At 71.6% G+C, this 21,164-nt stretch carries 17 protein-coding genes and 1 pseudogene; 13 read left to right on the top strand and 5 right to left on the bottom strand.

Annotated elements, in window-relative coordinates; all coding sequences use genetic code 11:
* Window positions 1-988: serine/threonine-protein kinase (locus ACNFOC_RS14295; protein ID WP_416959484.1), on the bottom strand; the 988-nt coding region annotated here is incomplete at its 3' end.
* Between the two features lie 225 nt (window positions 989-1,213).
* Complete coding sequence (locus ACNFOC_RS14290; RefSeq protein WP_416959483.1) at window positions 1,214-2,728, bottom strand: IucA/IucC family protein; 1,515 nt, start codon at window positions 2,726-2,728, stop codon at window positions 1,214-1,216.
* A 151-nt stretch (window positions 2,729-2,879) separates the two neighbouring features.
* Between ACNFOC_RS14290 and ACNFOC_RS14285 the strand changes: the two genes are divergently transcribed.
* From ACNFOC_RS14285 to ACNFOC_RS14275, 3 genes are read left to right on the top strand one after another with little or no spacing between them, the layout of a single operon-like run.
* A complete protein-coding gene (locus ACNFOC_RS14285; protein ID WP_416959482.1) occupies window positions 2,880-4,394 on the top strand; it encodes an IucA/IucC family protein in 1,515 nt (504 codons plus the stop codon).
* Between the two features lie 9 nt (window positions 4,395-4,403).
* Window positions 4,404-5,669 (top strand): VWA domain-containing protein, encoded by a 1,266-nt coding sequence (locus ACNFOC_RS14280; RefSeq protein ID WP_416959481.1) that lies wholly within the window; start codon window positions 4,404-4,406, stop codon window positions 5,667-5,669.
* Window positions 5,669-6,493, top strand: a complete 825-nt coding sequence (locus ACNFOC_RS14275; protein ID WP_416959480.1) for a hypothetical protein — start codon at window positions 5,669-5,671, stop codon at window positions 6,491-6,493. Before ACNFOC_RS14280 ends, ACNFOC_RS14275 begins: the two co-directional genes overlap by 1 nt.
* Window positions 6,494-6,555: 62 nt before the next feature.
* On the opposite strand, the gene ACNFOC_RS14270 is transcribed toward ACNFOC_RS14275, so the two are convergent.
* Window positions 6,556-7,185: an HxlR-like winged helix-turn-helix transcriptional regulator gene (locus ACNFOC_RS14270; protein WP_416959479.1), complete on the bottom strand. Its 630-nt coding sequence runs from the start codon at window positions 7,183-7,185 to the stop codon at window positions 6,556-6,558.
* 88 nt (window positions 7,186-7,273) lie between these two features.
* On the opposite strand from ACNFOC_RS14270, the gene ACNFOC_RS14265 reads away from it, so the two are divergent.
* The 5 genes from ACNFOC_RS14265 to ACNFOC_RS14245 all read left to right on the top strand — a co-directional run bounded on the left by ACNFOC_RS14265 (window position 7,274) and on the right by ACNFOC_RS14245 (window position 10,882).
* A complete protein-coding gene (locus ACNFOC_RS14265; protein ID WP_317887857.1) occupies window positions 7,274-8,482 on the top strand; it encodes a pyridoxal phosphate-dependent aminotransferase in 1,209 nt (402 codons plus the stop codon).
* A 48-nt stretch (window positions 8,483-8,530) separates the two neighbouring features.
* Window positions 8,531-9,064: an HAD domain-containing protein gene (locus ACNFOC_RS14260; protein WP_416959478.1), complete on the top strand. Its 534-nt coding sequence runs from the start codon at window positions 8,531-8,533 to the stop codon at window positions 9,062-9,064.
* 3 nt (window positions 9,065-9,067) lie between these two features.
* Window positions 9,068-9,667, top strand: a complete 600-nt coding sequence (locus tag ACNFOC_RS14255) for a histidine phosphatase family protein (protein ID WP_416959477.1) — start codon at window positions 9,068-9,070, stop codon at window positions 9,665-9,667.
* Between the two features lie 60 nt (window positions 9,668-9,727).
* The gene (locus ACNFOC_RS14250; protein ID WP_416959476.1) at window positions 9,728-10,384 is read left to right on the top strand and encodes a hypothetical protein; all 657 of its coding nucleotides are present in this window, start codon (window positions 9,728-9,730) and stop codon (window positions 10,382-10,384) included.
* 75 nt (window positions 10,385-10,459) lie between these two features.
* Window positions 10,460-10,882 carry an acyl-CoA thioesterase gene (locus ACNFOC_RS14245; RefSeq protein WP_416959475.1) on the top strand — a complete coding sequence of 141 codons (423 nt, stop codon included), beginning with the start codon at window positions 10,460-10,462 and terminating at the stop codon, window positions 10,880-10,882.
* A gap of 17 nt (window positions 10,883-10,899) precedes the next feature.
* Here the strand turns inward: ACNFOC_RS14245 and ACNFOC_RS14240 are convergent, their stop codons facing one another.
* Window positions 10,900-11,301, bottom strand: a complete 402-nt coding sequence (locus tag ACNFOC_RS14240; RefSeq protein ID WP_416959474.1) for a winged helix-turn-helix transcriptional regulator — start codon at window positions 11,299-11,301, stop codon at window positions 10,900-10,902.
* Window positions 11,302-11,400: 99 nt separating this feature from the next.
* Between ACNFOC_RS14240 and ACNFOC_RS14235 the strand changes: the two genes are divergently transcribed.
* Window positions 11,401-13,077, top strand: a complete 1,677-nt coding sequence (locus tag ACNFOC_RS14235) for an MFS transporter (protein ID WP_416959473.1) — start codon at window positions 11,401-11,403, stop codon at window positions 13,075-13,077.
* Here ACNFOC_RS14235 and ACNFOC_RS14230 read toward each other — a convergent pair.
* Window positions 12,980-13,300: pseudogene (locus ACNFOC_RS14230) on the bottom strand (helix-turn-helix domain-containing protein); the annotation flags it as partial. The gene ACNFOC_RS14235 and the pseudogene ACNFOC_RS14230 sit on opposite strands and share 98 nt — an antisense overlap.
* 29 nt (window positions 13,301-13,329) lie before the next feature.
* Between ACNFOC_RS14230 and ACNFOC_RS14225 the strand changes: the two are divergent.
* From ACNFOC_RS14225 to ACNFOC_RS14210, 4 genes are all read left to right on the top strand, one after another.
* Window positions 13,330-14,109: a DUF4232 domain-containing protein gene (locus tag ACNFOC_RS14225; protein WP_416959472.1), complete on the top strand. Its 780-nt coding sequence runs from the start codon at window positions 13,330-13,332 to the stop codon at window positions 14,107-14,109.
* A gap of 140 nt (window positions 14,110-14,249) precedes the next feature.
* Window positions 14,250-15,728 carry an esterase/lipase family protein gene (locus ACNFOC_RS14220; RefSeq protein ID WP_416959471.1) on the top strand — a complete coding sequence of 493 codons (1,479 nt, stop codon included), beginning with the start codon at window positions 14,250-14,252 and terminating at the stop codon, window positions 15,726-15,728.
* A complete protein-coding gene (locus ACNFOC_RS14215) occupies window positions 15,721-20,097 on the top strand; it encodes a P-loop domain-containing protein (RefSeq protein WP_416959470.1) in 4,377 nt (1,458 codons plus the stop codon). Before ACNFOC_RS14220 ends, ACNFOC_RS14215 begins: the two co-directional genes overlap by 8 nt.
* Window positions 20,097-21,053: a hypothetical protein gene (locus ACNFOC_RS14210; protein ID WP_416959469.1), complete on the top strand. Its 957-nt coding sequence runs from the start codon at window positions 20,097-20,099 to the stop codon at window positions 21,051-21,053. Before ACNFOC_RS14215 ends, ACNFOC_RS14210 begins: the two co-directional genes overlap by 1 nt.
* Window positions 21,054-21,164 lie beyond the last annotated feature (111 nt).

The following is a 21,164-nucleotide window of genomic DNA, read 5'->3' as shown; positions in this document are numbered from 1 at the left end:
CCGAAGAACGCCACGCTGGTGACCGCGTCGACGGCCGTGCGGGTGTGGGCCAGGAGGAGGAGGGGCTTGCAGGCCGCCGAGACGGCGTAGCCCACGCCGGCAGATCCACCCCCGCGAAATACCCCGCCGGATCCTGACTCCGTACCAGCGCGGTCGCCTCCTCCGGCAGCCACACATCCGACGGATGCCGGACCGTCAGCTGGTCGAGGAACTCCGACGGGCTGGGCCGATCCCGTGGGTCCTTGGCCAGGCAGGCCGCGACCAGGAGGCCCAACTGACCGGGGACGTCCGTGAGATCAGGCTGTTCATGGACGACGCGGTACGGCCACGCGGCGGCCACCGCGTCCCCGAAGGGAGCGCGCCCCGCCGCCTGCCCGAGCACCACACCCAGCGCGAACATGTCCACCGCGGGCGTCAGCGCGCCCCCGGTGAGCTGTTCCGGCGCGAGGAAGCCGAGGGTGCCGATCTGGAACCCGGTCTGCGTGAGCGCCGTACCGTCGAGGGCCCGTGCGATGCCGAAGTCGATGACCCGGGGGCCGTCCTCCGCGACGATGATGTTGGCGGGCTTCAGGTCGCGGTGGATGACCCCGGCGTGGTGGATCGCCGCCAGTGCCTCGGCGAGGCCGGCGGCCAGCACGGTGAGCGTGTCCGCGGGGAGGGGGCCGACCCGGTCGAGGACGGTCTGCAACGTGGGTCCGGGTACGTACGCCGTCACCAGCCAGGCCGGGTCGCCCTGCGGGTCGGCGTCCACGACCGGCGCGGTGTGGAAGCCGCCGACGCGGCGGGCCGCGGCCACCTCGTCGGCGAACCTGCGCCGGAAGCCCGGTTCCGTGCTGAGTTCGGGCCGTACGACCTTGACGGCCACCGCCCGGCCCGACCGCGACCGGCCGAAGTAGACGACGCCCATCCCGCCCTGGCCGAGCCGTCCGACCAGCCGGTATCTGCCCTCCCCGACGGAGGCGGGATCACTCGCTCGGAGCGGTTTCATCACTCCCCCATCTCGCCTCTCCGGCAAGGCTGTTGGAACTCGTCGCCCGGACGCCCCCGTCCCCGTCGAGCGGCCCCCGTCCCCGTCCAGCAGCGGTAATCAGCCGCGAGGCTCCCCCGATACCGGCCACCAGTCTAGGTGCTCCGCTCATGACGTCACCGGGCTCGGAACGGTTCCCTTCCGTCCCGCTCTTCACTCGGATCGGTGCACCGCCGGGCCGCCCCTTCACCTCACCAGCGGATTCCGCAACGGCAGATAACGCGCGTCGGCACCATCGGCTCCGGTCCAGCGCAGCAGCAGGTTCGTCTTGCCGGGCAACGTGGGCGAGGCGAGGAGTCCGGCGACCTCGGGCAGGTCGTGCCGGGCGAGTTCGGCGCGAACCGAAGGCCAGGGGTCCAGCTTCGGGTGGCGCTCGGCGAGGACTCCGGCGATCTCGACGAGGTTGTTGACGACCAGGCAGTACACCAGCCGCTCCCACCCGGCGGCCCGGTCCACGTCGGTCAGCAGTTTCACGCCCTCCGCGTCCCGGTACAGCGCCTGCACGGGCGTTCCGTCCGCGTCGACGGCGACCAGCGTGTTCTGAAGATGCGCTTCGAGTACGACGCCGTGGTCGGCGAACGCCGTGAGCGCGGGCGGTACGACCTGGCGCAGATACGCCTCCCACCAGGCCGCCGGGTCGGCCGTACCGTCGAGCGGGCTGCCGTCGAAGCCCTCCACCAGCCCCGCGGCGAGGAGTGGGGTCGTGCCGGGCAGGAGGTGGTCGTGCAGGCCGTCGCGGACCAGGACGGCGAGTTCCTCGAAGGCGAAGTCGGCGGTGCGGTAGCCGCGGTCGCCGAGCCAGGCCGCCGGGCCGGCCGTCACCGCGAAGGCGTCCCGGACGGCCGTGTCGGTGCGCTGGAGTTTCAGCAGGTCGTGGCGCCACAACCGGCGTACGTCGTTGGTGATGCGCACGTCGAGGCTGAACTTGAGGAACAGGTCGTCCCCGCGTTCCACGGACCCGGGGCTGTACACCGTGCGGATCGCCGCCGTCGGCCACACCTCCGTCGCCGTCGTGCCGAGCCGGATCAGCCGCCCGTCCGCGAAGGCCTCCGCCAGGCCGGTGCCGACGAGGTCCAACTGCCAGGGGTGGGCGGGCAGTAGCCGGTAGCCGGGCGGGGCCTCGCCGAAGGCGTCCAGCGCCGAGACGTCCCCCTCCTCGACCACCGCGTCCTCGCGCAGCCCGAGCAGCACCAGCGGGAAACGGGCGTACGCCTCCGGGGCGTAGGGCAGCCAGCCGGCGACGGGGCCGCCGCCGCGGGCCTTCGGCGCGGGATGGTAGGGATGGCCGGTGATCAAGGACTGTTCGGAGCGGAGATACGGGTCGGTCGGCGCCGTCGCCCGGTCGCGGGCGGTGAGCAGCGCGGCGACCGCGTCACGGCTGTCGGTCATCTCGGCGGGCAGTTCGTGGTTGGACACCCCGGTGTGGCGGCGCAGTTCGTCGGCGACGAGCTTCACGAGTTCGGTGTGGCCTACGGGGTGCCAGTCGCCGTCCGCGTACACCTCGGGTTCGGCGGGCCGCCGCTCGCCGCGCACCCGCAGCAGCCGGCCGCTCCCCGGCAGCCGGTACACGCGTCGTTCCCCCGCGTCCGGGAGCGGCCGGGCGACCTCCCGCAGCAGGCAGTTGAGCAGGGGCGCGGCCGCGTACGCGTCGGCGCGCTCCGCCACGTCGTCGCCCGGGGGTGTGAAGTCGACGCGATCCATTCGTTCCTCAAGTCCGTGTCCTGCGATCGCGATCAGTATGTCTCTCGTCGCACAGTGTCCCGCCGCCCCGTCCGTCGTCGCACCGTGTCCCCCCGCCCTGTCTCTCGTCGTCACCGATCATGACGCCCCGTCCGCACCCGAGGAGTCGACCGTGGACCGTCCCCCGCATCCCGAGACCGAGGTCGCCGAGGAACTCGCCGCCGTACGGCCCGACCTCGTGCAACGGTACGCGGCCGAACTCCCCGGCGCCCGTGCGGCGGTACTCACCCGGCTGTGGCGGGCGCTCGCCCACGAGCCGCTGCCGTGGATCGCCGGCCGGACGCCCGGCACCGTCCTGCGGCTCTGCGACGGCCGGCGGCTGCGCGGGCCGCACGCGGACCCGTTCGCGACCGCCGCGTACGTCTCCGTCGTCCACCTCGACGACATCGCCTACGACGATCCGGCGCGCCTGATGACCGACCTCGCGGTGCCGCACGGGACCGCGTTCGCGGCCGAACTCGGGCACAGTGTCGCCTCGTTGGCGCTGTCGCGGGCCAACCAGCCGACCTTCCCGGAGGATTGGCCGGCGCACGACTGGGAGTGGGAGCAGCGGATCGTCGACGGGCATCCCTTCCACCCCAACTGCCGCTCCCGGCCCGGGTTCTCGGTGGCCGAGCAGCTCGCGTACGGGCCCGAGCACCGGCCCGTGGTGGCGCTCGGGTCGGTGCCGGTGGGAGCGGAGGAGTGTCTGGTGACGGGGGTGTGGCCGGACGAACTGCGGGACGGGGGGCGGCTGTTGATCCCGGTGCACCCGTGGCAGGCGGCGCATGTGCTGAAGCGGGCGGGGGACGGTCCGGTCGGCGCGCATCCGCTGATGTCGCTGCGGACCCTCGCCCTGCCGGACGGACCGCACGTCAAGACCGCGCTGAGCGCCCGGCTGACGTCCTCGGTGCGGGACATCTCGGTCTACTCGATCGGCCTGTCGGCGACGTTGTCGGCGTTCGGGGAGACACTGGCGGCGCGCTCGGACGGCCTGTTGCACGTCACTCGCACGCTGGGCGCGGCGACGGCCGACTCGCCGGATCTCGCGGCCGTGCTGCGGGAGTCGCCGCAGACGTACGCGGACACGGAGGCGGGCGAGCGGGTTCTGCCGGTAGCCGCCCTCGCGGTCACCGGCCTGCCCCGATCCCCCGCCTGGCTGGCCGAGTTCACCCGTCTCGCCCTCGTCGTCTGTCTGCGGCTGCTGGAGTCCGGTGTGGCCCTTGAGGCACACGGTCAGAACCTGCTGGTGGTGCTGTCCCGCACGGGTGCCCCGCTGCGCCTGGTCTACCGGGATCTCGCCGACATCCGGGTCAGCCCCAAGCGCCTTGCCGAGCAGGGCATTCCGGTACCGGAGCTGAGCGGACGGATCGTCACCGACGACGAACTCACCCTGCGCCGCAAGCTGTTCGGGTCTCTCGTCGCGGGAGCGCTCGCGGGTACGGCGGGTTCCGGTACGGCGCTCAGGGCGGCGCTGGCGGCCGTCGTACCGGATCTGCCGCGCACGCCGGACCTGCGCACGCTGCTCGAACAGCCGCTGCCGAGCAAGGCGTTGACGCTGATGCGGCTGTCGCCGGAGCTGCCGGGGGACCAGTGGACCGGGCTGCCGAACCCACTCGTTTTGGAGCCGGGTCCATCTGATCAATAGGATCCGGCGATGATCACAAGACAACGGCTGGCGGCGGGGATCTGTGCCCTGCTCGCCACCCTCACGGCCGGGGTCGCCTTCCCTGCCGGAGCGGTCGCCGACGAGACGGACTCCGCGGCCTCCCCCAAGGTCGAACTCGTGCTGGACGTCAGCGGTTCCATGAGCGCCAAGGACATGGACGGCGGCTCGCGGATGGCAGCGGCGAAGCAGGCGTTCAACGAGGTGCTCGACGCGACACCCGAGGAAGTGCAGCTCGGCATCCGCACGTTGGGCGCCAACTATCACGGCAACGACCGGAAGACGGGCTGCAAGGACACCGCGCAGCTGTACCCGGTGGGCTCCCTGAACCGCACCGAGGCCAAGGCCGCGGTGGCGACGCTCCAGCCCACCGGCTGGACCCCGATCGGTCCCGCGCTGCTGAAGGCGGCGGACGACCTGAACGGCGGTGACGGGACCCGCCGTATCGTCCTGATCAGCGACGGCGAGGACACCTGCCAGCCGCTGGACCCGTGCGAGGTGGCCCGCGAGATCGCGGCCAAGGGCATCGGCCTGACCATCGACACGCTGGGTCTGGTGCCGGACGCCAAGACCCGCGACCAGCTCAGCTGCATCGCGGACGCGACCGGCGGCACGTACACCTCCGTGCAGCACAAGGAGGAACTCTCCGACCGCGTCGGCCAGTTGGTCGACCGGGCCGCCGACCCGGTGGTGACCCCGGTCGCCACAGAGGGCACGGCTCAGTGCAGCAGTGCCCCGACCCTCAAGTCCGGTCTGTACACGGACCGCGAGGAGTTCGGCAAGCAGCGCTTCTACCGCGTGGACGTCGACCCCGGTCAGGAGCTGCGCGCTTCGGTGAGTGTGGGCGCCGACCGTGAAGTGAACCCGGACTACGGGGTGTTGCTGCGGGCGGTCACCGTGCACGGCCGCGAGATCGTGCGCGGCGAGGGCACCGGCAACGGCCGTACGGACGTCGTCTCCACCGGACTGCGCTACCCGAAGGCCGAGAGCGACGACGACAGCGCCCCGGCCGAGACCGTGTGTCTCCAGGTCACCAACTCCTTCTCGGCGGCCTCCGGGGTGAAGACCACTCCCGGTCTGCCCCTCGAACTCACCGTGGACGTCGTGGACGGGCCGAGCGGGGCGAGCGACGTGGCCTCCTTCGGCCTCGGCCGCGGCTGGTGGCTGCTCGGCGCCCTCGTGCTGACCGGCTTCGTGGCGGGTCTGCTGTGGGGCTGGCTGTCGCGCTGGCGTCTCGCGGTCTGGAGGACCAACTGATGCGGATCACACGAGTGTTGAGCACGGCCCTGCTGCTGGCGGGGCTGGCGGCGACGCCCGCGATGGCGGACTCCTCGCCGTCCGCGAGCCCCTCCGACGACAGTTCGGCACCCACCCAGGCGGGCACCTCCTTCCGTACGGCGACGGAGCTCGACCAGGGGCAGGCAGGCACCGCGAGCGGTTCCACAGGTGACTACCTGTACTGGTCGTTCGCCGCGGACGCCGGCCAACGCCCCACCGTCAAGGCGACGGTGAAGCTCCCGGACACGCACGCCGGCGAGACGTGGCAGCTCGACGTCTACGACGGGCTGCGGCGCCGCCAGGCCTGCCAGTACGGGGCCGCCACGCGCACCGCCGCGCAGGGAGTCGCCTCCCTGGACCTGGCGTGCACGCTGCGTACGGTCCGTGCCTGGTCGGAGCAGTGGGCCAACGACCCGTTGCCCGGCACGTACTACGTCCGGCTGACGGTCGTGGATCTCCAGTCCGCGGACCTGGGCCAGCCGGTGAGTACCGAACTGCGGGTGGACTCCAAGGACATCGGCGGTTCGGCGGCGGTGGACGGCTCGCTGGCGCAGCCGCTGACGCCGGGGATCGCGGTCAAGTCGGCGTCCGACGAGGACAGTTCGTCCGAAGACAGTTCGTCGTCGACGTCGGCGGCGCTGTCGAGCATCGAGCCCGACGGCGGCTGGTCCTCCGGCTGGTGGTCCGACCGCTGGGTGTGGACCGGCGTGGGCGGCGTGCTGGCCGCGCTCGCAGGGATCGGCGGGTACGCGCTGACCCGGGGTTCGGGACGGCCGAGGCGGGTCCCGCCGCCCGGCATGTAAATCCGTGACGGATCATCAGAAGGCCCGCTCTCGGCGGGCCTTCTGTCATTTCACGCCTGCCTTCACGCCTCTCGTAGCGCCTTTGCCAACGTCCCGTCGCCGCTCACCTCGACGCGCCCGGCACGCACCGCGTCCGGAAGGCTCAACTCCCCCTGCGCGACAGCCGTACACGTGTCGACGTCGAGCACGAGACGCGCGTCGGGCTCCCGGGGAGCGGGCCCTTCCCCGTAAACCGCCCCGTCCGCCTCCACCCCCGCGTACACATGGAACTCCCCTTCCTCCAGCCGGACTTCGACCAGCCCCTCACCTTCCAGCGCGCGCAGCAGCGGCAGCGCGAACCAGTGGGCGCGTACCGCGTCCGTCGGCCGCCGCTCCCCCAGCTCGGAGGCGCCCCAGGTGCCGAGAGCTTGGAGGACGGGCAGCAACTCCCGCCCCCGTCCGGTGAGTTCGTAGACGTAGGCGGCTCCCGGAGGCGGCAGCCGCCGTCGCGTGGTGAGCCCGTCCCGCTCCATGTCCTTCAGCCGTGAGGCGAGTACGTCCGTGCTGACACCCGGCAGATCCGCGTGCAGGTCCGTGTAGCGGCGCGGGCCGGCGAGGAGTTCGCGGACGATCAGCAGGGTCCAGCGGTCGCCGACGAGGTCGAGGGCCCGGGCCGCGGAACAGTACTGGTCGTAGCTTCGGCGAGGTGACATGCGACGCAGTCTAGACATGTTGTTGGACTTTCCAAGCTCACACTTGGTAAAACCAAGCAACACACGAACCCGATGGGGCGAGGGCGCAATGGAGTTCCGGCAGTCGAGCAAGCTCAGCGAGGTCTGTTACGAGATCCGCGGTCCGGTGATCGAGCATGCCAACGCACTGGAGGAGGCGGGCCACAGCGTCCTGCGCCTGAACACCGGCAACCCCGCGCTCTTCGGCTTCGAGGCGCCCGAGGAGATCATCCAGGACATGATCCGGATGCTCCCCCAGGCCCACGGCTACACGGACTCGCGCGGCATCCTCTCCGCCCGCCGCGCGGTCGCCCAGCGCTACCAGACCCTGGGCCTCGAAGTCGACGTGGACGACGTGTTCCTGGGCAACGGCGTCTCCGAACTGGTCTCCATGGCCGTACAGGCACTGCTGGAGGACGGCGACGAAATCCTCATCCCCGCCCCGGACTTCCCCCTCTGGACGGCGGTGACGACACTCTCCGGCGGCAAGGCGGTCCACTACCTCTGCGACGAACAGGCCGACTGGTACCCGGACCTGGACGACATGGCGGCGAAGATCACCGACCGCACCAAGGCCGTCGTCATCATCAACCCGAACAACCCCACCGGCGCCGTCTACCCCAAGGAGATCGTCGAGGGCATCCTCGACCTCGCCCGCCGCCACGGCCTGATGGTCTTCGCCGACGAGATCTACGACCAGATCCTCTACGACGACGCCGTGCACCACTCGGCCGCCGCCCTCGCCCCCGACCTGGTCGTCCTCACCTTCTGCGGCCTGTCGAAGACGTACCGCGTGGCCGGCTTCCGCTCGGGCTGGCTGGTGGTCACGGGCCCGAAGCAGCACGCCAAGAACTACCTGGAGGGCCTGACGATGCTGGCCTCCATGCGGCTGTGCCCCAACGCGCCCGCGCAGTACGCCATCCAGGCCGCGCTCGGCGGCCGCCAGTCGATCCGCGACCTGACCGTTCCTGGCGGGCGGCTGCACGAACAGCGCAACGTGGTGTGGGAAAAGCTGAACGAGATCCCGGGGGTCTCGTGTGTGAAGCCGAAGGGCGCCCTGTACGCGTTTCCCCGCCTCGACCCCAAGGTGCACAAGATCCACGACGACGAGAAGTTCGTCCTGGACCTGCTGCTCCGGGAGAAGATCCAGGTGGTCCAGGGCACGGGCTTCAACTGGCCGACCCCCGACCACTTCCGCATCCTCACGCTGCCGTACGCGGACGACCTGGAGGCGGCGATCGGCCGGATCGGGCGCTTCCTGGGCGGGTATCGGCAATAGCGGCCCATCAGGCAGCTACGGGCACTCCGCCCTGGGTAACTCCTCCGCATGACCGACCGCCCTCTGCTGCTCCTCGATGTCGACGGACCACTGAACCCGTACGGCGCGCGGTTCCTGCGCCATCGCGGCTATGTCACCCACCGGCTGTGGCCGGCGAACTGGTCGGCCCGGCAGGAGCCGGGTTCCCGGCGGCTGCGGCGCGGGCTGCGGGTGCGCCTGCATCCCGGGCACGGGGAGCGAATACTCGCGCTCCCCTTCGAGCCTGCCTGGGCCACCACCTGGATGCACCAGGCCAACGAGCTGATCGCGCCGGCGGTCGGGCTCCCCGGCGACCTGAAGGTGATCGAGTTCGTCCAGCTGTTCGCCAAGGCCCCGGACGGCCTCTACTGGAAGACCCGCCAGATCGTGGACTGGGCGGCCGGCCGCCCCTTCGTGTGGGTCGACGACCTGATCACCGACCTGGACGTACGGCATGTCGAGGCACACCACGACGGGTCGGCGCTCCTCCTCAAGGTGGACCCGCGCAAGGGTCTACGGGAGAGCGATTTCGCGACGTTGGAGCGGTGGGCCCATAGCCTGTGAGGTATGGGTGATCTTTTCCTCGTACGGCACGGAGAGACCGAATGGTCCCGGTCGGGGCGGCACACCGGCTGGACCGACGTCCCGCTGACCGCGAAGGGGCGCCAGGAGGCGCGCGGGCTGGTGCCGCTGATCCGTTCGCACCGGGTCGGCGCCGCGTTCGTCAGCCCCCTGCAACGCGCGCGGGAGACAGCCGAGCTGATCGGACTGACCGACGTCCGCATCGACGTGGATCTGCGGGAGTGGGACTACGGCGGCTACGAGGGCATCACAACCGTCGAGATCCAGCGCACCCGGCCGGACTGGTTCCTGTTCACCGACGGGGTCGCGCCCGGGCCGCCGGACCATCCCGGGGAGAGCCCGGAGCAGGTGGGCGAGCGCGCCGACCGCGCGCTGGCCAAGGTGGACGCGGCCCTCGCCAACACCGAGGGCGTGGTCGTCCTGGTGGCCCACGGCCATTTCCTACGGGTGCTCACCGCGCGGTGGCTCGGGCTGCCGCCGTCGAAGGGCGCGTTGTTCCAGCTCGCGACCGGGACACTGTGCCGGCTGAGCACGGAGCACGGGCGGCCGGTGATCGCCGCCTGGAATGTCAGACCCCCGTCGTAATCTTCGAATGGGACGCGAATCGGGCATCCCAGCAGGCCGCCGGATGGGGAGGAGCACGCCGTGACACGACCGCCGACCGCCGCGCAGCGGCGTGTCATCGACGCCGCCGATCCCGTCACGGGGCGGCTGCGGGGTACGGAGGCGCAGCTCGCCGCGCTGGTGAAGCGGGGGCTGGCGTTCCGGCACCCGCGTCCGCCGCACGACCACTTTCTGACGCCTGCGGGGCATCGAATACGGGAGTCCGCGCCGGAGGCCGACGAGCCCGCCGCCCCTGCTGACACTCCCGCGGCCTCGGCCTCCGGGGTGTTCGCCGCGCGGATCGGCGGCGAGGAGGAGACGGGCGTCGGCCCCGCCGTCCGCACCCGCGAAGTGCACAGCGCCTGGCAGGGGTTGCTGGAGCTGCGCCGGATGACGAATCCGGACGGTTCCGTGGAGCGGCCGTGCGGCTGGGAGCGTACGCATCTGGTGCGGGCCGCCGCGCTCGCCCTGGAGGCCGCCGGGCACCGGCCCGCGGCACGGGACTCCGCCGGGCGGGAGTCCGGCGGCTACAAGGTGCGGGCGACCCCGCAGCCGGAGGCGGTCGCCGTGCGCGATCCGGACGGGGAGGCGCTGCGCGCCTGTGCGGGGACGCTGGAGCGTGCGGGCTGGCAGGTGAGCGAGCACAAGGAGCCGCGTACAGGGGCGAGTTATCTGCTTGCCTCGCCGCGACGGACGTGAACGGACCCGACCGGACCTGACGGACATGCCAAGATCGGTGCGGCAGATCGTCCATCAGTGCGAGAAGGGAACGCAGTGAGCGAGCCGTTTTCCGTCCCGGTGACCGTCCGCGGATACGAGACCGACAGCCTGGGACACCTGAATCAGAGCGTGTATCTCCAGTACGCGGAGCATGCCCGCTGGGCGCTGTTGCAGGCCGCGGGGGTGGGCCAGGCCGAGTTGCTCGCCCAGGGGGTCGCGCCGGTCGTCCTGGAGACGACCATCCGCTATCTCCGCGAGCTGCGCGCCGGCGAGGACGTCGAGGTGAGTTGCGCCTTCGAGTGGGGCGAGGGCAAGACGTTCCGGGTCCTCCAGACGATGACCAAGAGGGACGGCACGGTCTCCGCCGAGGCCGCGTCGGTCGGCGGGCTGCTGGACCTCAAGGCGCGCCGGCTGGTCGAGCAACCGCGGGAGCACTTCAAGCAGTTGACGACGGATCCGGGCCTGTTCGGCCTCTGAGCCAAGGGCCGGGCGGCCTACGAGTCGGTCAACTCCGGCCGGTGCTCGGTGTCGTAGGCCGCGCGGGACTCGGCGATGTGGTGCCGGTTCCGCTCCGCCCAGTCCGTCAGCCGGAGCAGCGTCTCGTGCAACTCCTCGGCCACCGTGGTGAGTTCGTACTCGACCTTCGGCGGCACCGTCGGGTGGACGGTGCGGGTGACGAGTCCGTCGCGCTCCAGGTTGCGCAGGGTGAGGGTCAGCATGCGGCGGCTGATGCCCTCGATGCTGCGCTCCAACTCGGTGAAGCGGATGGGTCCGTGGGCGGCCGCGACGAGGATCTGCACGCTCCATTTGCCGGAGACCCTGTCAAGAACCTCACGGACCGGACAGGCGTGCGCGTTCACGACCTGGGCGGTAACACCGGTGTTCCCTCGGGACATTGAAGTGCCTCCTTACGACGACCTCCATGGTTCCTCACGATGGTCCCCGTTACAAGTCGTGCCCTTAGGCACTACGGAGAACTATGGAGGCCACGAGCCATGTCGACCTTGTCCGAGTCACCGCCGCGAGAGCTGGCACGAACGTACTCCCGCTGGGCGTCCCTGGTCGTCCTGTGCGCGGGGACGTTGATGACGATCCTGGACGGCAACATCGTCACGGTCGCCATGCCCGCGATCCAGAGCGACCTCGGTTTCTCGGGGCCGGGGCTCGCCTGGGTCGTCAACGCCTATCTGATCCCGTTCGGCGGACTGCTCCTGCTCGTCGGCCGGCTGGGCGATCTGGTGGGCCGCAAGCGGATGTTCACGGCGGGGCTCGCCGTGTTCACCGCGGCCTCCGTGCTGTGCGGGGTCGCGACGAGCCAGGGCATGCTGATCGCGGCCCGGGCCGTGCAGGGCGTCGGCGGGGCGATGGCCTCGGCGGTGGTCCTCGGGATGCTGGTCGCCCTCTTCCCCGAACCGCGTGAACAGGCCCGCGCCATCGCGGTGTTCAGCGCGGTCGGCGCCGGCGGCGGGGCGCTCGGCACCTTCCTCGGCGGGGCACTGACCCAGGCCCTGAACTGGCACTGGATCTTCCTGATCAACCTCCCGATCGGGATCGTGGCCTGGTTCGCGGCCGTCCGCGTCCTCGCCCCGGAGCAGGGCGCCGGACTCGGCAGAGGCGCCGACTACCCCGGCTCCGCGCTGGTCACCGGCGCGCTGATGCTCACGGTCTACGTCATCATCGGCACCGGCGACCGCTCCCTCACCGCCACCCTGCTGCTGGCCGCCCTCGCCCTGGCGCTCTTCGTGGCGTTCACCGTCCGCCAGGCCCGGGCCGCGCGCCCCCTGCTCCGCCTCCGGCTGTTCCGCTCCCGGCTCCTGACCGGGGCGAACGCCGTGCAGATCCTGATGATCGGCACGATGTTCGGCTTCCAGTTCATCGGTGCGCTGTACGTCCAACGGGTGCTCGGCTACAGCGAGTTGCTCACCGGCACGGCCTTCCTGCCGGCGCCGGTCGCGATCGGGGTCCTGATGCTCGGCCTGTCGGCGCGGACCATCGGCCGCTTCGGCGCCTACCGGGTACTGCTCGCCGGACTGGTCCTCATCATCGCCGGGATGGCCCTGCTCGGCCGCGCCCCCGCCGACGGCTCCTACCTCACGGACGTACTGCCGCCACTGCTCCTCCTTGCCGCCGGGTTCGCCGCCGCGATGCCCGCGCTGACCGGGCTCGCCATGTCGGGCGCGCGGGAGGAGGACGCGGGACTGGCCTCCGGGCTCTTCAACACCACACAGGTGGTGGGTGGTTCGCTGGGTCTCGCGGTGCTGTCGACTCTGGCGGCGGGACGGACCGACGGACTGCTCGCGCGGGGTGAGGAGTTGATTCCGGCGACTGCGGCGGCTGGCGAGGAGTGGTGGTTGCGGGGGTGCCGGTGCTGGTGTTGGTGCCCGGCTCCGCAGTCGGCCCAGTTGGCCCAGTTGCCGCAGTCGCTGCGGTCGCCGTTGCCGCTGTCCCGGCGGCCGCCTTCCGCTCCCGCTGGCGTGCCCCGTCGGCCAGGATCCATCGGCGGTGGGCCTCGACGAGCTCGTCCGGGGTCGCCTTGCAGAGCCGCGCGAACCGCTCCACGGGGGCGTACTCCGTGGGGACGGCATCGCCGTTGCAGTACCGGTGCAACGTCGACGTGCTCATGTGCAGCCGCTTCGCGAGCACGCCGTAGCTCAGCCCCGACCTGTCCTTGAGCTCCCGTATCAGCGCCGCGAAATCGGCGGTCTCCTCAGGCCCTGCCACCCTGCCCCCATTCCAGTCGAGCGTTCCAGGGAGCCACTGTTCCCCCAGGTAGGAGCCGGTGCGAACGTTCCAGGTTCCCGTAGATCCCGGCTGTCGTAGCGGGTGGGACGGAAAGCGGCACAGGCTGCGGTCATCAAAGCACGCCGCCCGCCGACCGGTTGAGCGGCGGGCCACTTCCCACCTTTCCGAAAGGGACCACCACCATGTCCGCGTTCACCGCCCGTCCCCGCACCCGCCTCTTCGCCGCCGCCACCGTCGCACTCGCCGCGCTCTCGCTCACCGCCTGCAACGACAAGCTGGGAGTACAGGACGAGGGCGCGGCCGACCCGACCTCCTCCACGGTGGCGACGCCGGCACCGGCGGCGACGAAGACGGGCGGTTCGACGGGGTCCACGTCGGGCGGTTCGTCGACGGGCGACTCCTCGACGGGCGGCAACTCGGGGACGGGCGGCAGCAAGACGAGCGGGGGATCGGGTTCGGGATCGGGTTCCGCCGCGGGCTCGGGCTCGGGCTCGGGTTCCGGTTCGGGTTCAGGCTCGGGCACCTCCGCGAGCAGCAGCGTCCCGTGCAACGGCGCCAACACCAAGGTGACCGCACAGACGGTCACCCGCCCCATCAACCACATGCTGCTCACCGTCACCAACACGGGTTCCAAGACCTGCGACCTCTACTACTACCCGGCCGTCAACTTCGACGACGCCCAGTCCGTACCGCCGGTGATGAAGGACTCCCAGCCCCAGGCGGTGACCACCCTCACCCCGGGCCAGTCGGGCTACGCCGGCGTCGCCCTCTCCGGCGGCGACGACGGCACCGGCACCAACGGCCGCACCGCCAAGTCCCTCTCCGTCTACTTCTTCGACCGCGACAACAACAGCATCAGCCCGGCGGCGACACCGAGCCTGCCGTCGAAGGGCGTGTACGTGGACGACTCGCTGAAGGTGACTTACTGGCTGACGAGCGCGCAGGACGCGCTGACTTACTGAGGGCCGCTCACGCGGGACGCGCGGAACGCCGGAGGGCCGGTACTGGGATGAGTACCGGCCCTCTGGTTCACCGGACTGCTGCGGGGCAGTACGAGAGCAGAGGGGTCGTGAGGCCCCGATGACGATTATTGTCTGCGGCTATGAGCGCCAGACCGGGCTTCAGCAGTGACATACCGCGTCCGTACGCCACTCATGACGCCGTGGTCGTCATCCCCGGGATCATGGGCAGTGTGCTCGTGGACCGCGACGCCCCGCAGAAACCGGTCTGGGGGGACGGGCCCGTCGCCGCGTCCTGGTTCAGCGGGGCGGCGCTGCGCAGGCTGCGGCTCACGGAGGAGGAACAGGAGGGCCACTACGGGCGCATCGTCCCCGGTGGGCTCCTGCGGTACGCGGCCTGGTTCCCCGGGTTCCGCGGCATCGAGCGCTACCGCGACCTCGTCCGCGGAGTCCACGGTGCCGTCGCGCACGAGAAAGCCGTGCTCGAGTTCCCGTACGACTGGCGGCTTCCCGTGGCTCACAACGCGCGGCTGCTCGCTGAGGCCGCGCTGATCCATCTGGAACAGTGGCGTGCCCACGACGCCCACGACGCGGCCATGCGGCAGCAGCCCTCGCAGCCGCAGGATCCGGCCCAACTCGTCCTGGTGGCGCACTCCATGGGCGGCCTGCTGGCGCGTCGGGTGTCACTGGACCCGGACGTGCAGCCACTCGTCCGGACCTGCGTCACCCTGGGATCGCCCTTCCACGGCACCCCGAAGGCGGCGGTCCTGCTGAACTCCGGTCGAGGGCTTCCGTTCCTTCCCGCGAGACGTCCGGCCTCGGCCCTGCTTCGACCTGATCCCGACGACGGCCTGCGTGCCCTCGCGGTCACCCTGCCCGGGGTCTACGACCTGTTGCCCCAGTACCGCTGCCTGGACGAAGGGGGCTCCGGACGGCGCCTCACAGCCGCGGACGTCGTACGGCTCGGCGGTGACCCCGTACAGGCGGCCGCGTGGCAGGAGCGGCAGGTGCCGAACCCTCCCGCGCTTGCCGGCGACCATCAGCTCTTACTGGGAACCGCCCAGCGCACCGCGCAGAGCCTGCGCATCGACGACGGCGTCGTCACCCCGCTCTTCACGACCCTGCGGGGCACGACCGAGGAGCCGCGCCGCGAGAACGAGTGGGGCGACGGCACCGTTCCCAGCTGTTCCGCGGAGGTACCGGGGGTGCGTCCTGTGGGCCGGCTGTTCCAGTCGCACTCCGACCTGGGACGGGCCGACGAGGTCGTCCGCTGGGTGGTGAGAATCCTGCGGGACGGCGATCTCGGCACCGGTGGTCCCCCGCTCGGCACCGACACGGGACGGATCGGACTCGACACACCGGACGGCGTGGTCGTCCCCCATCAGACGTGGACCGCGGTCGTCACGGGAGCGGAGGTCCGCCCCGGTGCCTTCTGCACGGTGGAGTCGGTCGACACCCGCAGGAGGTGGGCGGACCGGGTCCGCCTCCAGCCACGCGACGGCGAACTGCACGCGCCTGTCACGCTCGACAGCCCCGGGCTGTACCGCGTGACGTTCCAGCCCCCCGGTGGAGCGCCGGTCAGCCAGCTCGTCTTCGCGACCGGACCGGAACACGATGACTGAGCCCCCGAAGCCGCCCGCCATGCTGTCCTTCGCCATCGGCGAGTACGCGCGGGAGGACAAGGCGGACCTCCCGCAGGTGGAAGCCGAACTCGCGCGTGTCCAAAAGGTGTTCACCCTGTTCGGGGTGGAGGACGAGACCTGGGACGTCCCCATGGCGGGCCGCGGCCACGCGGCGGTCACCGGGCGTCTGGAGAAGTGGTGCCAGGACGGGAAGGTCCGTGACACCGTCCTGTACTGGATCGGCCACGGCGAGCTGACCGGTCGGGGAGCCCGGCTGCTGACCAGCGACGCGACCAGCAGCATCCGCCCCGCCGACCTGGCTGAGGCGCTGGGCGACCGCGCGTACGCCGCCCCCGAACCCGTCTGGACCTTCGCTGTCGTCGACGCCTGCCATTCGAAGACGTTCGTCGAGCAGGCCGGCAGTGCCCTGCGTACGGACGAAGGACAGCATCACGTGGTGCTGTTCGGTGTGTCGGGCACCGGCACCACGCGGCTCGGGGAGTTCGGCACCGCCCTGGAGCGGGTGGTGGGCACCGACTTCCGGGGCAGAGCGGCGATACCGCTGCACGACCTGGCGGTACGGCTGAGGGAACTCCTGCACGGCAGCGACTTCAGCGAACCGTCGGGTCTGTCCCCGTGGGCGCGGTTGGTCCGCCGTGACCCCTGGCTGTCCGTGCGCGGCCCCCTCGACATGATGGACGGGCTCGACGCGGCCCTGCGCCGGCTGGCCCCGGACAGAATCCAGGAGTTCACCGAAAGCGCCCGACACGCTCGCGACGCCCAACTCGGCGATGTGACATGGCACTTCACGGGCCGCAGGGCAGAACGGCGCCAGGTCGTGGACTGGTTGCACGAGAGCGACCGGGGCATGCTCGTCGTCACCGGAGAGCCCGGAGCGGGCAAGTCGGCTTTCCTCGGCTACCTGTTGGCGCAGTCCCAGCCCGCACTCCGCACCGTGCTGGACACTCTCGGCCTGGTCATCGAGGCCGACGAGCGCGGTCGTCCCCCGGACGACGCCTTCACGACCGCGCTCACGCTGCGCAACCTGAGCACCATCGACGCTGTGACGGCGATAGCCGACGCCTGCCATCTGGGCGGGCCCATGTTCCAGCGTGACCTGGTGCGGCCCGCCCAGTGGCTCATCCGCCGGGTGCGGGGGAGCGGGCGGCGGCTCACCCTGCTGCTGGACGGCCTGGACGAGGCGCAGGACCCCGTGGCCATGGCCGACGGCGTGCTGCGGGAGCTGGCCGCCCTGCCGGAGGTACGGCTGCTCGTCGGCACCAGGCCGTCCACTGCTCCGGAGGGCCGCAGCGACGATTCCCCGCACGGCCCGGACATCCTGGAGGCCCTCGGCGTCGAGCCCTCGCCCCCGGGCGGATCGGTCCCGGCTGCCGGGCTCCGGTCGGTCACGCTCAGGGCCGAGCCCGACGACGTCGTGATGCATGTGACGGACCGGCTGAACGCCGCCCTCGGCGCGGACCTGCCGAACAGCGCCCGGGCCCGGATCCGCAACCTGATCGAACCGGACAACTGGAGCTTTCTCTTCGCACGTCTCGCGGTCCACGAGATCTCGGCCCGTCCCCATGTGCTGGACGACGCGGACGAGTTGGGGCGACTGCTGAGCGGGGCCGATCCACGGCGGCTGTTCGCGGCGGCGGTCGACCGGCTCCGGGCCGCCGCACCCGCCCACGGTCACATGCTGCGCGCGCTGGCCTACGCCCAGGGCGGGGGCCTGCCGCTCACCGGCGACATCTGGCTGACCGTGGTCACAGCGCTCTCCGGTGAACCGGAGCCCGGCCGCACGGATTTCGAAGACCTGATCCGGGCGGCCTCCCCGTACATCAGCCTGGACGACGACAACGGCGTGACGGTGTACCGGCTGGCTCACCACACGTTCCAGGAACACTTCCTCGCCATCGACGGCGACGCGACGATCCGCGAGGGCCACACCCGTATCGTCCGCGCTCTGCTGAACGGCGTCCGGACCGGGTCCGGCGAGCCGCTGCACCCCTATCCGTCCCGCTATCTGTCCGGTCACGCCGCCGCGGCGGGCCTGGAAGGCTGGCGCTGTCTGGCGGCCCGCACCGATGTACTGGACCGGCTGGACGCGCGGGTACTGGGCACGGACGCGGTGCGCTCCGCCCTGGACAGGGCCGACGCGCCCGAGGAGATCACCGGTGTCATCGGCGCGCGCCACCGCCTGGTGAACGCCCGTCCCCGTGACCGGCGAGGTATCCGTGAGATCGCCATGGCCCAGCAGGCCGGGACCGTCGAGTTCCCGGCGGCCTCCTCCTCGCCCCCCGGCACAGGCGCGTGGACCGTCCACCGGGCGTGGCTGCGCCAGCAGGATCCGCACACCACGATGGACGGTCGCGGCCGTGGGGAGCTGAACGCCCTGACCGTGTACGCCGGCCGGCAGGGCACCGATCTGCTGGCCGCCGGCGGGGCGGACGGCAGCGTACGGGTCTGGAGCCCCATGGGGGAGCGCGTCCATCTGCTGCCCGGTGCGGGGCGCCGGGAGGTGCGAACCGTCCTGGCGTTTCCCGGACCGGACGGGCAGACCCTGCTGGCTGCCGGAGGCAGTGGGGACGCGATCCGGCTGTGGCGGGTCCGGGGACAGGGGGCCCACGTACTGGCCCCGCTCGAACACCCCGGCGGATTACGGTCGTTGACCACCCTGACCACCGACGAAGGGGTTCTGCTGGTCTCAGGCGGCGACGACGGCGTCGTACGCGTCTGGGACCCCGCCGACGGCACCCTGAGGGGGATGCTGCGCACCGCGTCCGAGCCGCGACCGGCGCACATGTCGCGCTACCGGAACCGGCCGGGAGCGGATCGGAGGCACTGGGTGCGGGCCATGGCGACGTTCACCGAGCCGGCTCTGCCGGGGGAGGACCGGCGGACCCTGCTGGTGACCGCGAGCCAGGACGGCCGGATCCGGGTCTGGGACCCTTTCGCGGAGTCGGCGGACGCGTCCCCGGTGACCGAGTGGGGCGCTCGCCACGGCCGTATCTCCGTGGTCCGCGGCTTCACCGGCCCCGCCGGTCGGCCGTTGCTCGCCTCGTGCGGCGAGGACGGGACCGTGCGCGTCTGGGATCCGACCACGGGCAGGCAGGCGAGGCCGGAACTGGCCGGACACACCAAGCGGGTGAACGACCTGGCGGTGTTCGCGGGGCCGGACGGCCGGACCATGCTGGTCTCGGCGGGCGACGACGGCACCCTGTGCCTGTGGAACCCGCTCACCGGCAACCGGGTCGGCGAACCGTGGACCACCGGACACACCAAGGGGATCCGCGCCCTTCATGTCTTCACGGGCCCGGGACTGCGGACGATGCTCGCGACGGCGGGCCAGGACGGCAGGGTGAAGACCTGGGATCCCGCCGCTCTCCCAGCGCCCTCGGACGACAGCACACTGCGCCACAGCGGTTCCGTCCACGCGGTGACCACCTACCGGCGACAGGACAGCCGGATCAGTTTCGCGACGGCCAGCAGCGACCGCACCGCCGGACTGTGGGACCCCGGCCTGTCCCGGCCGTCGGGAAGGCTGCTGCACCCGCGGGCGGTCCACGCCGTGACGGCCGTCCAGGCGGGTGGCCGCGCGCAGCTGCTCGCCACCGCAGGCAACGACGGGTGCATCCGGATCTGGGATCCCGCCGACAGCCGCCACATCGACCCCCCTCTGGCAGTCCGGGGCCCGCTGACAGCGCTGGTCTCGTTCCCGGGACCCGGCAGGAAGAAGGCCCTGCTGGCCGGTGCGTACGGCCGCAAGGTGCGGCTGTGGGACCCCGTCGCACACACCACCTTCGGCCCCGAGTTCACCGCACACGACAAGAGGATCTCGGCCATGGCGTGGTTCCCGGAGCCGGACACCAAGCGAGCCATGCTCGTCACCACCGGTGCCGACCGGAAGGTGCGGGTGTGGGACGCGCACCACCGGACCGAGGCACGCGACCCCGTCCTCCTCCCCTCCGGCGCCCTGTCGCTCTGCGCGTTCGAGGCGGACGGCCGATGGCTGCTCGCCGTCGGCGGCAAAGACCGCTCCATCCGCGTCATCGACCCCGCCACCGGTGTCCAGGAACGGGTTCTGACGGGTCACTCCAAGCCCGTCACGGCGATCACCTGGGCCAACGCCGGTCCGGACGGTCCCCGGTTGATCAGCGGCAGCTGGGACAGGGATCTACGGGTCTGGGACCCGCTCGGGTCCGCCGCGCCGTCGGTGGTGCCCGTCGGGCTGGCCGTCCACGGGCTCTGCGTGGCGGACGGCCGGGTGGCGGTCGCCTGCTCGGAGGGCCTGGCGATCATCAACCTGCCAGCCGTTCGACGGGTTGACCAGCGGCCGGCCGACAGCCGAGAGGAAGCGGGAGCATAGTGCTCGGGCAACTGAGGGAGAGCGGCAACCAGGCGCTGATATCGGCCTGTGCCGTCTATCTGGGACTCGTCTTCGTCACCAGCCGAGGCCTGATCGCGGCCCCGAGATACCGGGACCTGCTCGGCCGGATAGGTGATTGCCGGGCCCGGGCCGGGATCCTCACCGCGGGCGACGACGGCCCGGCGGCGAACGCGCTGCTCACGGCGGTGGTCCAACGACTGAACGACCTGGAGAAGCTCGGCACGGTGGTCTGGAGGCTGCTCCCGCGCGCCGGTGTGATCGCCATCCCGCTGTCCAAACTCGGCTCCGCCTGGCGGGTCCTGCACGCCGCCGAACGCCGGTTGCTGCGGCTGGAGAACGACGAGGAGACGACCGTGCTCCTGCAGTCCCTGCGCCTGCTGCTCGCGGCTTCCAAGAACCCGGCCGACACCGAACTCGCCGCCACGCTGACCACCGCTCCCGACTCCGGGCCGGGGGCACGTGCCGTGCTCATCGGGGTGTACGAACGTCTCCACGCACGCGAAGACGCCGAGCTGGACGCCGAGTTCGAGCAGCAACGCATTGCTCTCTGGCTGGCCTCGACGGGGGTCGGTGTGCTTCTCGCCCTGGGGATGGCCCTGGACCACCAGCTCACGATGCTGCTGGGAGCCTTCGGCGGGTTCCTGTCACCGGTCATCGGGGTCCTGCGACCGCAGCCCGAACGACCCAGGTCATGGGGTGTGCTGGTGCTGGCCCCCGTCGGGGGTGCCCTTGCCGCGGTGGGAGGTCTCCTGCTGGTACGCATGCTCGCCGACCCCGACCTCAACCTCCTCGGCCAGGTCTTCCTCGACAACTCCTGGGAAGCCCCCACACAGCCGCTCGCCCTTGCCTTCTCCCTGCTGTTCGGCTTCTCCGGCACGCTGTTCTCCCGGCTCGCCTTCACAGCGACGAGGCAGTTCCTCCCACCGGCCGTATAGACCAGGCGAACGCGTCCGCCACGGCGTGCTGCCGGACCGACCCCGCTCCACTGCTGTCGGCGGCTCCGGCCGCGCCCCCGCGATGACGCCGAGGCAGTCACCGGCTGTGCG

This window comes from Streptomyces colwelliae (genome assembly GCF_048158785.1).
Lineage (GTDB): Bacteria > Actinomycetota > Actinomycetes > Streptomycetales > Streptomycetaceae > Streptomyces.
This window is presented reverse-complemented; position numbering and strand designations above follow the sequence as displayed.